Annotated in this window: 12 protein-coding genes; 3 read left to right on the plus strand and 9 right to left on the minus strand. The window is 68.2% G+C overall.

What is annotated here, in order from left to right; all coding sequences use genetic code 11:
- Nucleotides 1–163: 163 nt before the first annotated feature.
- Nucleotides 164–325: a hypothetical protein gene (locus tag FHS87_RS22185; protein ID WP_184521746.1), complete on the plus strand. Its 162-nt coding sequence runs from the start codon at nt 164–166 to the stop codon at nt 323–325.
- A 49-nt stretch (nt 326–374) separates the two neighbouring features.
- Here FHS87_RS22185 and FHS87_RS24045 read toward each other — a convergent pair whose 3' ends face one another.
- Nucleotides 375–695 (minus strand): HU family DNA-binding protein, encoded by a 321-nt coding sequence (locus FHS87_RS24045; RefSeq protein WP_184521749.1) that lies wholly within the window; start codon nt 693–695, stop codon nt 375–377.
- Between the two features lie 96 nt (nt 696–791).
- On the opposite strand from FHS87_RS24045, the gene FHS87_RS24050 reads away from it, so the two are divergent.
- Nucleotides 792–1,421 (plus strand): hypothetical protein, encoded by a 630-nt coding sequence (locus tag FHS87_RS24050; RefSeq protein WP_184521752.1) that lies wholly within the window; start codon nt 792–794, stop codon nt 1,419–1,421.
- A 194-nt stretch (nt 1,422–1,615) separates the two neighbouring features.
- On the opposite strand, the gene FHS87_RS22200 is transcribed toward FHS87_RS24050, so the two are convergent.
- From FHS87_RS22200 to FHS87_RS22235, 8 genes are all read right to left on the minus strand, one after another.
- Complete coding sequence (locus FHS87_RS22200) at nt 1,616–1,822, minus strand: hypothetical protein (RefSeq protein ID WP_184521755.1); 207 nt, start codon at nt 1,820–1,822, stop codon at nt 1,616–1,618.
- 651 nt (nt 1,823–2,473) lie between these two features.
- On the minus strand, nt 2,474–4,348 hold the full coding sequence (locus FHS87_RS22205; RefSeq protein ID WP_184521758.1) for an AAA family ATPase: 1,875 nt from the start codon (nt 4,346–4,348) through the stop codon (nt 2,474–2,476).
- Between the two features lie 634 nt (nt 4,349–4,982).
- The gene (locus FHS87_RS22210; RefSeq protein WP_184521761.1) at nt 4,983–5,309 is read right to left on the minus strand and encodes a hypothetical protein; all 327 of its coding nucleotides are present in this window, start codon (nt 5,307–5,309) and stop codon (nt 4,983–4,985) included.
- A 62-nt stretch (nt 5,310–5,371) separates the two neighbouring features.
- Nucleotides 5,372–5,758 carry a hypothetical protein gene (locus FHS87_RS22215; RefSeq protein ID WP_184521765.1) on the minus strand — a complete coding sequence of 129 codons (387 nt, stop codon included), beginning with the start codon at nt 5,756–5,758 and terminating at the stop codon, nt 5,372–5,374.
- Nucleotides 5,759–6,793: 1,035 nt separating this feature from the next.
- On the minus strand, nt 6,794–10,360 hold the full coding sequence (locus FHS87_RS22220) for a hypothetical protein (protein ID WP_184521768.1): 3,567 nt from the start codon (nt 10,358–10,360) through the stop codon (nt 6,794–6,796).
- 690 nt (nt 10,361–11,050) lie between these two features.
- The gene (locus tag FHS87_RS22225) at nt 11,051–11,452 is read right to left on the minus strand and encodes a DUF2442 domain-containing protein (protein WP_184521771.1); all 402 of its coding nucleotides are present in this window, start codon (nt 11,450–11,452) and stop codon (nt 11,051–11,053) included.
- Entirely contained in the window at nt 11,445–11,651 is a 207-nt protein-coding gene (locus FHS87_RS22230) for a DUF4160 domain-containing protein (RefSeq protein ID WP_312862074.1), read from the minus strand. The genes FHS87_RS22225 and FHS87_RS22230 overlap by 8 nt, the downstream gene beginning before the upstream one ends.
- Nucleotides 11,652–11,856: 205 nt before the next feature.
- On the minus strand, nt 11,857–12,396 hold the full coding sequence (locus FHS87_RS22235) for an NYN domain-containing protein (protein WP_184521773.1): 540 nt from the start codon (nt 12,394–12,396) through the stop codon (nt 11,857–11,859).
- A 68-nt stretch (nt 12,397–12,464) separates the two neighbouring features.
- Here FHS87_RS22235 and recD2 point away from each other — a divergent pair, with 68 nt between their 5' ends.
- Nucleotides 12,465–14,690, plus strand: coding sequence for an SF1B family DNA helicase RecD2 (gene recD2 / locus FHS87_RS22240; RefSeq protein ID WP_184521776.1), 2,226 nt, complete (start codon nt 12,465–12,467; stop codon nt 14,688–14,690).
- The last annotated feature ends 337 nt before the right edge of the window (nt 14,691–15,027 follow it).

Genomic DNA, 15,027 nt, shown 5'->3' on the forward strand with positions numbered 1-15,027 from the left:
GTGGCCGACATCAAATCGGAATGGCCGACTTCATCTCGGAATCACTGGCCGACATCAAATCGGAAACGGTGGCCGACTTCCGTCGGAATCCGCACGCCCGACCTCGCAGAGCCGCGGTCCGTCCACCAACCCACGCGGCGGACGCTCAGGTTACGCGTTGCTGATGCGGGCCGGCGACGGCGAGGAGGCGGTAAGCCCGTTCCGATCCCTCGACGGACTCCTGGCGGCCGCTAAGCCCATCCTCCGCAACGCGGCCCGCAGCCCAGAACACGTCTGGTTCTCCATCCAGTCCGTGGACCTCGACGCCCTGGAGGACGCCTTCTGAACAGGTCATCTCTCGCGAGTGATGCGGAAGGCTGAGAGGAAGCGCTTCGTCAGCCCTTCGCGGCCTTCGCCGCCTTCCGCTTAGCCTTCTTGGCACCGGCAAAGGCCGCTTCCTTCAGCGAGGGGCTGGCCTTGAACTTCACTGTCGCGCCGGCCTTCACCGCCACCTTCTCTCCCGTGCGGGGGTTCAGCGCCGTGCGCTTGGGCGTCTCGCGCACCGTGAAGGAGCCGAAGTCCGGAAGCGAGAAACGCCCGTTCTCGATGATCTCGGCCTTGATTGCCGCGACGATGTCCGCGGCCAGGCGCCCTGCTGCAGCTCCCGTCAGGTCCGTGGAATCCTGGATGACATCGGTCAGGAACTTCTTCGACACGCTCGTCTCCTGTGGCGTGTGCGGATCGTAGCCGCTCAATTGCTTTTCACAAAGGCGGTCGTATCCATTCGATTCGATGTGGCTAGAATCAGGACCATGTCGGACGCCTCCTCCCCTGCTTCCTCGACCGGACGCCTCGCGCCCTGGGACCTGCACCCGTCGCTCACCGCCGAGCGGCTGGCCGCGGCGGCACGACTGCTCGCGCGCGGGCGGCAGGACGCGATCGCCTCGGCCGATCCGTGGGCGGGCGACGACGCGTGGTCCATCGGGTGCCGAGCCTACGCCTTTTCCAAGCACCAGCTCTCGCGCGCTGCTCAGAGCGGCCGCTATCCCTGGCTTGGTATCCTGAACGGCACGCACCATTTCGTCTTCCTGATCGACGGCGTTCCCGTTCGCTTCTTCCGCGGCGACGCCGAGGACCCAGGCAAGCGGACCCTGCGCCAGCAGGAGAGCGAGGCGGAGCAACTCGCCCTCGCCCTGGGCAGCGTCGGCGCCGACGGCCTCATGTTCCGGCTGGCCGTCGAGACGGGCGAGGACGGCGCGATCGGCCGCGTCGTGTTCCTCGCCCTGCGCGGCGAGGAGGGCCATGTCGAGTGCTTCTGGCCCGTGCCCCTCGAGTCATCTGCGCCGGTGCAGGATCGTGCGGCGCGGCGGTCATCCCGGCCTGCCGCAGTCCAGCTAAGCCTCAGCGGGGCTGCAAGGCTGCCTCAGGCTAGCCGTAGCTAGGCTCGCCCCTATCGCGGGCAATCGAGCCCTCTCGCTTTGACAGGTGGCTTGGCCCTTCGCGGGCGCGACCAGCGCCACAGCCGGGCCTGGAGCCGTGCTCACGTCCGGCAGCGAGTTGTAAAGATTGCCGGCCGCAACAGGACCGGGCGCGCCGCGTGGGCTGCAGCGCCGGATGCGGAGCCTTGGCGCACGAGTTAGGCCTGCTCGGCGTCAGCCGTCCAGCTCGCGACGGCATCCTCATTGCTGCTTGGAAAGAGCGGGAAACCGGAGGCGTCGAACTGCTCCGCCGCTCGGACCTTCCCGAACCTGGAGACCCGGGCCAGCACTTCCACCTCCTCCGCCAGGACTGGCAACGCGTCGGGCGTACCGTCGCGGAGGAGCGGGGATTCGGACAAGGACATCGACCGCGTCTGTTCCCACGATCCGTGGGGGATGCCAGGCCGAACCGGGCCAGCCAAACCATGCTGACCAGCAGCGTCGGGAGGGGCTGCGCATCACCCGTGGCGGGAAGGGCGTGTTCGGGTCGAGCGCAGCCGCTAGGTGCTTCCCACGGTTTCAAACATCCCGACCCGGCCCGCCCTGAATGAGGTATCCTCGCAGGAGCCACATGTTGGGCCGGATACGATTGTCGAAGCGAGCCTCTCGCTCATCTTGCCCGGGTCACCCTCGCTTCGCCCGCAGCAAGGATGAGAGGGTCACTGCTTGATGTTGGGATTCACATTTGAAATGAAATGGCAATATCATCCCGCAATCGAGCACGAGAATGTGAAAATAATGCTTGACTTACCGTCGGCACCCGGGTAATTAGAATGCACTCCGGTTCATCTAACCGGATGTCTAGTTCGCGAGAGCAAGGGTGTATTCCTTTTCCCCGCGTATGCGGGGGTGACCCGAGTGCAGCTCGCGCGGGCTGACGCTTAGCTACCTTCCCTGCTTCTGCGGGGGTAACCCGAGTGCGGCTCGCGCGGGCTGACGCTTAGCTACCTTCCCCGCTTCTGCGGGGGTAACCCGAATGCAGCTCGCGCGGGCTGAATGCCTCGACCACCAGGGCTTCAGCACATCGCTTGCGAGGGTTCCTGCTCCCGGATAGTAGCTTCGACGATCTTTCGGAGCTGCTCACCGTCCAAAGCACCTTGCGTTACGAGAGCAGACGCCACTTGCGTGACTGCGAGCCGGTGCTCGTGAAGCAGATCGAGCGCACCACGATAGGCCTCATGCACGCGCGCCTCGACCTGCCCTGCTAAGTCAGGGCGCCTCAGCAGGACACCGCCCACCTCCGCGCGCGAGACCGCGCCGTACCACACGAGGCCCGTTCCAAGGCCGAGCGAGAACTCGGCCAGCGCGGCGAGGTGGGTGGCCTCTGCAAGGTCGGACCCCTCGGATCCACCGCTCCCCCCGCTGACTGACCCTAGAAGGACCTCCTCGGCCGCGCGCCCGGCGAGACACGCCACCAGTCGCGCTCGGATCTCGTCCGGCACGATCGCCGTCGGCTCGGCCTGGGCGATCTGGACAGATCCGGCCAGCCCGCCCTCGGCGTGGAGATTGGCCGAGAGCACCCGCGCGATCCCCAGGACAGCGTAGGCCACAACGTGCCCCGCTTCGTGGATCGCGACTCGCTCCCGGTAAGCCGCCGGGAGCTCGCTTCCCTCCCCGCCCCCGATCTCGGCCAGCAGGTCTCCGAGGCTGACCTCACGTCCCTCGTGCCGAGCCCGACGCCGCGCGCCGCGCACCCAGCGCTCGCAATCCGCGCCCGAGCCGCCGAGAGCCCGGATCGCAACCGGCCCGAGGTCCACGCCATCGAGCGAGGTCCCGAGGTAGGCGCGAAGGATCCGGGATAGCGCGTCCGTGTCCGGCAGCTGGATCGCGATCTCTCTGTCGAGCCGGCCCGAGCGGCGGATCGCCGGGTCGATCCGCTCGACGTGGTTCGACGCCCCGATTGCTAATACGCCCTCCCGCCCAACGGCGCCGTCCAGTTCGGCCAGCAGCGCGTTGATAACGGCCGTCCACCAATCGTCATGGCGCGCGCCCCGTCCACGGGCCTGCACGCTGTCGAGCTCGTCGATGAAAAGGATACAGGGTGTTTGCGCGCGGGCGCGACGGAACGCCTCGCGCAGTGCCTTGATCACGTCGCCCAGATAGCCACCACCGTGCGACTGCCAATCGCCGTAGCTGGTCGCGATCAGCGGCACACCACACTCAGCCGCGAGCCGTTTGACGAAGGTCGTCTTGCCGACCCCAGGAGGCCCGCTCAGGACGCAGCCGCGGTCGACCGCGCTCCAGGCGAGTTTGCCCTCGCGATAGGCTCGCAGGTCGCGTGCGAGTGCCCGCCCCCACGCCACGGCCTTGTCCATCCCGTGCAGACCGTCGAGACCTGGCCCCGGACTCGCGGTTGCCTGCGCCGCGGTCGCGACCGCGAGCACACGGGCGACGTAAGCTTGCGCCCCCTGCCCCGCCCGCTGCGCGGTCCGCAGCATCCCTGGCGAAATACCGACGGGCGGCTCGTCAGAGATCGTGATTTCCTCGTTGCAGGCAGCACGAGCCGCCGCGCTCAGGGCGCGAGCGTCGACATCGCCAAGGACCACTCTGTGATCGGCGCCCGACAGGACATCTGGCGGGACGAGTGACGGGTCGTGGGTGAGTACGTAAACGGTCCGTCCCCGCTGCAGCGCGTTCTGGGCGTTGCGCACCGTGCGGTTCGCTTCGGTCGCAAGCATTTTGTGATCCGCGGTCAGAACCAGGGCGTCCTCGTCCCCGACGACCGTCGCGACCGGGTCGAGCCAGGCCTGTGCGGCCTCGACGACGAGGAGGCGGCCCCGCACGGTGTCGACGCCACCGTGCTCCGAGAGCACGCGCCTGATCAGCTCGCGTGCGGCGGCACGTGCTGCGTCTTGGGGCTGCTCGTCCTCCTCGGACGCGTCCTCCCCCATAAACTCGAAACCTGTGTCAGGCACAGCGACGTCTCCGCAAGCTCGAGCGGAGACGCGCGATCCGTCTCCGCTAAATCGACGACCAGGGCAGCGCGGAGCTGCCTATACGGAAACGATGCGACATGCCGTTTTCGTATCGGATCGTGTCGGTCCCGTCAACGGCCTCGCTGTCTGCACCACGGCTCCTCACGCAGATCTCAGCGATGCTCGAACATCCGCTCATTGAGGGAAGCTGTGATCCTCACTCGGTCCCTGATGGGGCCGGTTGTATTGCAACTCGCCGAAAGGACAATCTGGTGTAGCCGCAGGGCGAGCATGAGTAGCCCGAACGCAACAGCGTCCGTCGCCGTGTCGACGTAGTGACCGCGAGCCGTGGCGGTCCGGGCAGCGGTATTACCCCGGTGTGTAGATCGTCGGATCAGTCGCAGGTATCGCCGCAACACGGCGCGTCTTGCCTCTGGCGATAGATGGGCGAGCTGCGCAGCGAGGTAGGCGAGCGATGACCAAGCGAGACCTCGAAAGATCAGATCGTCAGATAGCAGTTCGCGCAGCGCTGTAAGCCCGCGCTCACGGCGCAATTCCTCCTCATTCCCGACCGCGCCTGTCGTGCCGTGCCGGTCCGGTGCGTCACGCCTCATTGGCCCGTCGCCTGCGCCAGCGCCGATTGCGTTCTCCCCGCCTCGGCGTTGGCCCGGATTTCCAGGACGCTCCGACCCAGGATCGCGGCCGTGTACACGGCGCCCAGCGTCTCGGGTTCCGCGGCGTAGACTCCTACGAGTTCAGCGGCGGCCCGGGCCAGCGAGCGCGCCTCCTCGCCGATCTCCCTCAGGCGAAGTAGGTCGACCTGATCGTCGGGTGGAGGAGCGGCGCGAAGCCTCGTTCTGCATTTATCGGCTTCGGCATGGAGCAGAAGTAAACGGGCCACGAGAGAGGTTACAATCGAGAAGATCGAGGTTTCCATAGGGTCGCTCCGTGCTGTTCACAGAGCGTAGCCTCAGCCTCGGAAACTCGGTCGCAGACCTTTCAGCCCGGTGTCGCGTCGCCGGGCCGCTGGCTGGTGATCGGCCGTGTGGTGTTTCCCCTACCGCTGTTCAGTTCAGCGATCCGTGCAGCGAGCGCCGGGTCGGGGCGGGCCGTAGGCGGCGCGAACTGCGCGCGTGACCTCCGGCCGTAGTGCGCGCCCGCGGTCGCTGTGGAGCGATGCCCGAGCAGCGCCGCGACCCCCGCCTGATCGAAAACGCATTTCGCAGCGGCGGCGGCTAGGTGGCGGGCGGTGTAGAGCGTCACACTCGCGCGGCGATTGGGAAAAGCGAGCGCATTTGCACGCGAGAGGAGGGCGGTTACGCGTCGCTGCAGGCGGTCGAAATCGCCCGGACCGAGTGCTCCAACGATCGAGACCCAGCGTACCACGGCCTCTTTCTGAGAGGGATTGAGCGAGCCCAGGTCAATTCGTCGGCTCGGACCGGCACCGCGCCCGTTCGTCGTCTTGCCGTTGCGGACCCGCAGCCACGGGCCGTCTACGGGCCGCTGGCCGTTGGCGCCCCCGCGCTCGAGACGAGACCCCCTCCACTCGCACGGGCGCAGGCCCGTAAGCCGTCCTGCGTGGAGCCAGAGGGAGGCGATCCCGACCAAACTGGGCTGCAGACGCCGCATCACTCGCGTTAGCCGTGCGAGTTGCTCTGGGCGGCAGTTCCGGGCACGGCCCGGCTGGCGAGCCGCCCGCAGCGCCAGGCCCTCGGGCCGCACTTAGGAGAGCCTCGACCGCGGCCTCCCAGTTGTCAGGTCGGTCGGTCCGGAGCTGGTGCGCGACGGCCGCGCGGTATTGCCGCCACGTGGCACGACTGCAACCCGGCCCTTCTGAACTGGCCGCTACGTGCCGTGTGAGCCACCTAGCGAACGCGAGCGGGTCGTCAGAGATCGTGGGCACGCCGTCGCGGAGCGCCCGTCGCGATAGAGTGGCGGCCACCTTGGCGTAGCAGGCCTCGGTCCGTGGTGTCCGGGTCGGGAGTACAGCCGGCGCAACGCGCGGTACGGCGGCCCGCTCCGGCCATGGCGTCGCGGCTCCGCTGGGCAGGGCCGCGGCATCGAGCCAAGAGCTACTCCCCATGTTACGTTGCCAAACGCGATCGGGACCTCCGAACCCCCGCCCCCAGTGTTCCATCGCCTTCCCTCCCCGAAGCTCGTTCCAGTCGTCTCCCGTAAGAGTGCGGTCCGACGGGGAAACCGACTTTATCGTTCTCAATGGCTGGCACCGGCGTGTGCACACGGAAGCGCTGTCGTGTTCACCCGGACGTCAGGGCAGCGAGGACATCTCGATAGCGGTCGTCAGCAGGACCTGAGGGGCGGGGCGGATAGCGGCGTCGTCGCGAGCTCTCCCGTGGCGCTGCTGCTCGACCGACGATCGACCGCGCCGGCTGGGGCCGGATCGCATCCGTCACCCCGTCGTCATCCGTCAGCCCCGCCGCCCTGCCGTGCCAGCTCTGTGAGATTGGGCTGGAGGGCGGTGGGGGGTATAGCCTGCCACAGCGGAGCCGCCTCCGGCGGGGCCTGCAAGGCCTGAAGCAAGATGGCGCCCTTGTTCAAGCGTATCGCGATGAAAGCGTCGGAGAGGGCCAGCGAGACCGGCCAGGACACCTCGGCCGCTCCGTCTCCGCTGGCGCAGATCTCGAGAGCTGCGGGCGGTTTGCTCGCGGGCGTGGGGGAGTGCGGTTCCGGCCCGTTTGGCGCGAAGACCGCCAGCTTGCCCAGCTTGGCTTCCAGCCATTCCCGCACTTCCTCCAAGCTCATCTCGGGTCGGGCCCAGCCCCTCCGTGTCTGCTGACCCCGACCGGATGGCCTGTAATTGAACTCAACGGGTCGATTTCTTCCCCGCGCCCCTAAGAGGATCTTTCTAAGGGGATTGGGGAGGAAATCACCTCCGCTGACCTCCGCGCGCCGCAGGGCGTGGTCCGCCGCCTTGGAGGTACCGAAGAGGTCCGGGAAAACGGCGGCCGCATCGGTCGCGCTCGCCAGCACCACCCCCCGGCAGGCCATCCGCTCCACCGCGGAGGGGGTCAGATCCCGCCAGTCCAGCAGCTCGTCCAGCAACAGAGGCGTCGCTACGTCCGCCAGGATCCAGACGAATACCGGGTTGTCCGCGGTCCGGTTGATGCCGCGAGCCCGGCCGATTGCCTGCACGACCTCGGCGTCCGTGATGGCGGTCGAGATCATCTCAACGAGCTCGTTCGGGTAGGCCCGCACCTCCACCATGCCGATCCCGCCGTTCGAAAGCCGCACGCCGCGTGGCTCGCGGTGGCTCTCGGCAACCTCCACCGGATCGCCTGTCAGGGCGGCCGCTATGAGGCGCACATGGTCGGATTGGGGGCGGGGGCGCCCGACGACGAACAGGTGCCGTACGTCGCTCCAGTCGTCCAGCCCAGCCACAGCGTTGAAGTGCGCTGTCTCCACCCCCGGCAAGCCGACGAAGGCCGCCTCGGCCGCCTCGTAGGTAACGACGAGGGATCGCTCCCCGCGCGTTTGGCCTAGTACGAAATCCCTCAGCTCTGCCAGTACGCGAGGGAGTGAAACCGTCAGGACGCCGGCAGCATCGCGGACAATGCGGGCGCCGGAGGGCAGGAGTGTCCTTTTTCCCCAGCCGCCGCGCATCTGACGCACCTGCATGTGGGGTGCCTTGATACGCACGGCTTCGGCCGCCTCCAGCCGGGGCAGATAGGGTCGCACCAGATCGGGCGGCAGGGTCGCGTCCAGCGCCATCACCGGCGCTGCCAGTATCGCGTCGGAGAGGGGTGAGAGGAGGTTGAGGCAGATGGACCAGTGCGAGTTCCCGGCGCTGTCCTGACGGTGTGCCAACTCGGCTCGTCCGGTCGCCTCGGCCGTGCCGGCGAGGAGATCCGCGAGAACCGTCCACAAGGAGGCGTAGCAGGAGAGCTGGGCATTGACCCCAGCTCCCTCCACAGCCTTTCGGCGGTCCGCGCCCGACATATCGGGGCGCATCAGCCCTTCGCGCCGGCGAGCGCCCTCGAGCTGGCGGGCCCTGACGCAATCCTCGGCCGTCAGTCCGGCCTTCTCCAGCGTCTCGCGACGGAGATAGCCCGCCGGCGCCGTCGCCAGCGCCTGCTCGAGCCGCGCGCGCAGCGCGCGCAGGTCGTCGGTGCCCTCCGGGTCTCTCACCTGCCGCCCGCTGGGGAGGCGCCGGTAGACCGGGTAAAGAGTGGCGTTGTGCGCCAACCCCGCGACGCAGATAGCGCGACCCATCGTCAGGCCGTCCTGCCAGAAAGCCTCGTCGAAGACGGTCAGGGCGAGGTCTTCGGCAATCCGACCTGGCAAGGCGAGGAACGCTGTCTCGTGCGCGGCGATGACCACGTCGGCCGCGGCCACTGCCGCGGTTTGCCGGTAGTAGCCGCACTCCTCCCGAAACGGGCAGACAGCGCCGCCCTCCCCTCTCACGCCGCAGATGGCGGTCCCTACCGACTCGCCCGCCGCCCTGGCGAGCTGGGTCATTTCGAGGTTGACACACATCGTGTCGCCCGCGCGCAGGGGGTCTTTGCGCTCACGGCCACGATGGACCGCGCAGGTCAGCCCGTAGCGCGCGAGCTCGGCAACAAGGCCCCGCTCCGCCGCCTCGCTGAGCGCGGTGGTCGGGTTCAGCCACAGCACGCGATGCGGCAGCCCGGCCGCCTTCTGTGTCGCGCACCACTCCGCTATCAGCTCGCGTGCAGCCCTGCTTTTTCCGCCGCCCACGTCCACCGCAAAGCCCACTCGCCGGGGCTCGCCTCGCCTGTCCCTCTCGGCGGCGTGCCACGCCCCGGCACTGTCCAGGAATGCGCGCATCTGCGCCCGGAGGCGCGTGCGGGCCGTATCGGCGTCATAGGCGGGAGCCGCATGCCTCGGCGCGACGACCTCCGGCATCTCCTGCCTGTTCAACTTCAACCACGCGTAGGCACCGTCGATCAGTCGATCCAGGTAGGCGTCGGACGAGAGGCGGGCGAGGTCCGCAGTGGCGTGCTTGCCGGGCTCGCGCGCCGCTGCCGCCGCGATCGCGTCCCGACATGCCCCCTTCATCGCCTCGTCGTCGCGGCTCTGCGGCGGCGTCTGGCAGGCGTAGAGGAGCGTCGCGCGGCGGATCGGCTCGTGCCAGCCCTCGAACCCTTCGGCGTCGCCCAGCAGGGCCAGGACGCCCGTGACGGTACGCTCCGCCGACGGATCCAGGCCGGCGCCGGTACGCGCTCTCTGTTTGCGCTCCTTAACCGCGGCGCGCAGGGTCTCGAGGTCGAGGGTCGGCAATGTCACCGCGTCCTCCCTTCCCTTGATCCAACCCGTCCGGCGGGGAAGAGGATCGTGCCTACCCTCGACGATAGGATCCGCGATGTAGTGGGGCTGGGCGGCGTTGTAGGGCGCTCGGTCCACAGCTGGCGCGTGCACGTGCAGGTAGTGCCGTAGCTCCTCGTTCCCGGTCGGCTCGGCCAGCCAGAAGAAAAGGTGCACTTTCAGCACCCCGGCAACGAAACCTGCGGAGGCGGAGAGCTGCCACCAGCAGGCCGCATCGTGAAAGGGCTCGGGGAGAAGATCGCGGATCGCGGCCTCGATCGCGCTCTCCGGATCGGCGAAGAGGTCGTCGGAGGAGCGAAGCGGGTAGCTGTCCACGTCGATCATGAGCCACCGCCGCGGCACCTCGGCCAGCGTCGGCGGTTGCCCTTTACGGCCTACGTTCTTGGCTCGTCGAAAGGGGTGACGCGGGTTCGCGGCGGCGAGATCGCGAACCTCGGGCAGAAGCTCGCCTCGTACGATGAACGCGCACGGATCGCGCCGCAGCGTCTCCAGCAATCCGGCAAAGTCGGCGAGGCACGCCACCGAGCGCTCCTGCACCGTGAAAACAGCGCCGGCGTCGTAGGAAACGTTCCGCCATCCGATAGGGTCTGCGTCCCACGTCCACCGTTTGGTAGCCCAGCGATGCGCGCCCTTCGGCGTCGGTATCGTGCGGAGGATCGTGACGGTTTCGGTTGCCTCACACACCGGTGCGAGCCCTCCCGGTGGCCGGGGCGGCGACGCTCCTTCGATGTCCGCGCCGGCTGCCCCGGATGGCGGCCCATGTTGCGCCCGTCCTGTTCCAACCCGTTCGCCGCTGAATTGTGTACTCGGTCGATGCCGCAGCTCCAGGCATCGCTCCGCGCTGCCCTTCTGGACCGCGCGCAACTTATCGAAACCGTCCTGCTCCTGACTCAACTCTGCCTCCTATCACTAGGAGCCAGATGCCGCTGGTTTGGCGGCCGCAAGTGTTCGCCACCGGTTTGCACGAAAAATCGGAAGCCGAGTGCGCCACGGCGGGGTTGTACTGGTCGCTGGGCCTGCGGTGGCCGCGTATCGTGGCGCCTTGCAGTCAGCGCCGGTTCGCAACGATTTGCGCTAGCCCGCTTCGTACGTCGGCTCGCCGGTCAGGTTCGTGGGGCTGCTCGGAGGCAACGACCTCGGGGAGGCCGATGGGATTCCGAGGCAGTTATGGCCTGGAGAGCATCGGGCAGCGCCGCGCTCGCATCCGCCTGCTCGGCAATGGCGTGGCCCCGATAGTGATGAGGACCGTTGTGAAATCCCTTTCAAGGCAAGGCGACGGCGGAAGAGTTGACACACAGGGTCAGCAAGGGGGGCTGATGCGCGTATTGGCCTGAACACCGTTTGGCTACATGACGGTGCTCGCGGCCGTGGTCCCTATGCGGACTTGCGTGGACGTCCTCCCTTGGACCCGTTCGCTCGCGCTGCAGCGGCCTTCGCCGGTGACGTCGCCCGCCCGGCACGGTGGGCCAGGTAGGCTCTGGTGCCGAACAGGCCTGCCAGGAGACCCGGAAGGGAAAGGTCGACGTCCAGCGCCTCCCAATGCAGCCCTGAACCGGTCCCGAGGACTTCCACCTGCGCGAGCTGGTCGTCGGTCGCGCTCTCCAGGCCCTGTGCCAGGCTTGGTGGGAAGGCAAAGGTGCAGCCATTGCTCAGTTCTACCACCACTCGGCCGAGTTGCTGCTCGTAGCGCGCGGTGACGGCCCGTGGTTCGGCCTGACGAGCGGCCGCACCTCGGGCCAGGGCCGCATCGATCTGGGCGTCGGTCAACTCAGCCATGGATATCCCTCCAGCGAGCAAGCAGAGCAGCCCTCTGCTCGACCACGATGTGCATCGCGCGGCGTACCTCACCGCGGCTCGTACGGTCGGCCCAGATCAGCTCCGGCAAACCACCGGACCCGATCAGATTGATCTTGGCCTCACCGTCACCAAAGACGTGGACATGTGCCGGCTCGTGGTCGTTGACATAGATGACCACGCGCAGGCCGTGGGCACGCAGGACAGTGACCGTGCAACCGGATAACCCAACAAGATGGGTTAATCAAGGACAATAGCGCGGATCTGATCTGCTAGATTGATCCACGCAAGGCCTAGTGACGCACGAGGCAGACAGGGTTGCTGTCCTCAGGCAGCGTCGCGTCGGTACCTCCGCGTGCCTGCTCTGTGAGGGCCGTCAACTCGTCTTAGCCAAGTGCCAGATCCTCTATGTAGCGGTCCAAGCTGTGGAAGGCCGTCGCTGCGTCCCGTAACTCGCGGCTGGCATGCGCCCAGTACAGCACGCTCACCGCAAAACCGTCCTCCACCAGCTGCCTCACGAGGGGCTCGTAGTCGCCGTCGCCGGCTACCAGCGTGACGCGATCGCTCCTGGGATCGGCGAACCGGTACGCGTCCCGGCAGATCCGGGTGACCAGGCTCGTGTCGACGCGCTTCTCCTTGCCCGCGAAGCCCCGCTCCACCGTGACCACCTCGAAGCCTGCATTGGCCGCATGGCGCCACAGGCCGCCGTTGGTGTCCGTGACGCTGCCGAACACCACTCCTCTCGTGTCGCTCTCCGGCTGCTCGATCAGGGTCATGAGTCGGTAGAGGTCCAGCCGGTAGTCGAAGTCGAGCACGCCTCTCTGCCTCGCGTCCTCAAGGCTGCGCGCCATGCCCTTTGCCACGGCGCTGACCTTCTGCCCCTCGATGAACAGGTCACTGCAATCCACATAGGCGAGATGGGTCACATGAGGTCCTCGACGAGCACTTCGCTGGTAGCAGGCCCGGCGTCCCTAACCCACGGCTGGACTGTGCTGTGAGCCAGGCAGCCGCTCAGAGGGCCTCCACTGCCCCGACCGAGGCCCTGGCGGGGCTGGTGGAGCGGGTCACCTACCACAACGCCGAGAGCGGCTTTTGCGTGCTGCGGGTCAAGGTGCGCGGGCACAAGGACCTGGTGACCGTCGTCGGGCATGCGGCGACGATCGCGGCCGGCGAGTGGGTCCAGCTCTCGGGCACATGGGTCAACGACCGCGCCCACGGCCTGCAGTTCCGGGCAGGCTTCCTCAAGGCGAGCCCGCCGACGACGCTGGAGGGCATCGAGCGCTACCTCGGCTCGGGGATGATCCGCGGCATCGGCCCGGTCTACGCCAGGAAGCTGGTGCGCGCCTTCGGCGAGGCGGTGTTCGACCTGATCGAGGCCGAGCCGGGGCGGCTCCGCGAGGTGACCGGCATCGGTCCCAAGAGGGCGTCGCGCATCGTCGCGGGCTGGGCCGAGCAGAAGGTGATCCGCGAGATCATGCTCTTCCTGCACGCCCACGGGGTGGGCACCTCGCGGGCCGTGCGGATCTACAAGACCTATGGCGCAGGCGCCGTCCAGGTCATCACCGAGAACCCCTACCGGCTCGCCCGTGACATCCGCGGCATCGGCTTCCGCACCGCCGACCTCGTGGCCCGAAAGCTCGGCATCGAGCCCACGGCCATGATTCGGGTGCGGGCGGGTATCTCCTTCGCGCTCGCCGAGGCGACGGGGGAGGGCCATTGCGGCCTGCCCGTGGGCGAGCTGACCGCCCAGACGGCGGCCCTGATCGAGGTGCCGCCCGCCCTGATCGAGACGGCCCTCGAGCTGGAGCTCGCGGAGGGGGAGGTGGTCGCCGACACGCTGGAGGGCGAGCGCTGCGTCTTCCTCGCAGGCCTGTACCGGGCCGAGGGGGCCATCGCCGAGCGGCTGCGGGCCCTGAGCCAGGGGCAGCCGCCCTGGCCCGGGATCGATGCCGAGCGGGCCATCCCCTGGGTGGAGGGCAGGACGGGCCTCTCGCTCGCCCCGAGCCAGCGGGAGGCCCTCTCGCTCGCGCTCCGCTCCAAGGTGCTGGTCATCACCGGCGGCCCGGGGGTGGGCAAGACGACGCTGGTGAACTCGGTCCTGAAGGTGCTCCGGGCCAAGGGCGTGGAGGTGGCGCTCTGCGCCCCCACCGGCCGCGCGGCCAAGCGCCTGTCGGACAGCACGGGGCTGGAGGCCCGGACGGTCCACCGGCTGCTCGAGACCGATCCCAAGACGGGCGGGTTCAAGCGCACGGAGGAGCGCCCGCTCGAGTGTCAGCTGCTGGTGGTCGACGAGACCTCGATGGTGGACGTCCCCCTCATGCGCGCCCTCCTCAGGGCCCTGCCGGACGAGGCCGCGCTGCTGCTGGTGGGCGACGTGGACCAGCTGCCCTCGGTCGGGCCGGGGCAGGTGCTGGCCGACATCATCGGCTCGGGCGCCCTCCCGGTGGTGCGGCTGACCGAGGTGTTCCGCCAGGCCGCCCAGAGCAGGGTCATCGTCAACGCGCACCGGATCAACGCCGGGCAGATGCCCGAGCTCCGCCAGGCCGAAGGCTCGGACTTCTACTTCGTCGAGGCGAGCGACCCCGAGGAGGGCGTGCGCAAGCTCATGACGGTGGTGCGCGAGCGCATCCCAGCCCGGTTCGGGCTGGACCCCGTGCGCGACGTCCAGGTGCTGTGTCCCATGAACCGGGGTGGCCTCGGTGCGCGCTCGCTCAACATCGAGCTGCAGGCGGCGCTGAACCCGCCGGGCGAGCTGCGGGTCGAGCGCTTCGGCTGGACCTTCTGCCCCGGCGACAAGGTCATGCAGGTGGCCAATGACTACGACCGCGAGGTCTACAACGGCGACCTCGGCGTGATCTCGGCCATCGACATGGAGGAGGGCGAGCTCACCGTCCGCTTCGAGGGACGCGAGGTCGCCTACGGCTTTGGTGAGCTGGACGAGCTGGTGCTGGCCTACGCGACCACGATCCACAAGGCCCAGGGGTCGGAGTACCCGGCCGTGGTCATCCCGCTCACCACCCAGCACTACGCCATGTTGGCCAGGAACCTGCTCTACACCGGCGTCACCCGCGGCAAGCGCCTCGTCGTGCTCGTCGGCCAGCCCCGTGCGCTGGCCATCGCGGTCAAGAACAGGAACACGCGGCGAAGGTGGTCGAAGCTGCGGGAGTGGATAGTGCTAGGCAGCACCTCATCGGGCGCCACCACAGGCGTGAGGAGCTGAGGCTTTTCCGATGGGCTGATGGCCGTGTTGCCGTCGGCGGCAATGGAGTTCGGCAATGAGACGCACCTAGCCTGCCGCGGTGAGCAAGGAGGAGGTCACGTCAGTACCTCTCTCACGCCCGGCTTCGGCATCGATGGCCGACGAGCCGCTCGCAGCGCCCTCCCCTACCCGCCCGAAGTCGAAGAGGACCACGTCCCGGTCCCGCACACTTAGCGCAGAAGCGCGGGAGGGGTTGGGCGCGCGTAAGCGATGTGCTGAGGCCCTTGGTGGTCAGGTGGTCGCGGGCCAGTGCCAGGGCATGAGCTCGTCGATGCGGCTCTGAGGCCAGCCGTTGACA

Source organism: Muricoccus pecuniae (assembly GCF_014199205.1).
Classification (GTDB): Bacteria; Pseudomonadota; Alphaproteobacteria; order Acetobacterales; family Acetobacteraceae; genus Roseomonas; species Roseomonas pecuniae.

Bases quoted from the DNA above. Each gene is read 5' to 3' on its own strand.
- FHS87_RS22185 (WP_184521746.1), top strand. From the start codon at position 164: ATGCGGGCCGGCGACGGCGAGGAGGCGGTAAGCCCGTTCCGATCCCTC.
- FHS87_RS24050 (WP_184521752.1), top strand. From the start codon at position 792: ATGTCGGACGCCTCCTCCCCTGCTTCCTCGACCGGACGCCTCGCGCCC.
- FHS87_RS22200 (WP_184521755.1), bottom strand. From the start codon at position 1,822: ATGTCCTTGTCCGAATCCCCGCTCCTCCGCGACGGTACGCCCGACGCG.
- FHS87_RS22205 (WP_184521758.1), bottom strand. From the start codon at position 4,348: ATGGGGGAGGACGCGTCCGAGGAGGACGAGCAGCCCCAAGACGCAGCA.
- FHS87_RS22210 (WP_184521761.1), bottom strand. From the start codon at position 5,309: ATGGAAACCTCGATCTTCTCGATTGTAACCTCTCTCGTGGCCCGTTTA.
- FHS87_RS22225 (WP_184521771.1), bottom strand. From the start codon at position 11,452: ATGGCTGAGTTGACCGACGCCCAGATCGATGCGGCCCTGGCCCGAGGT.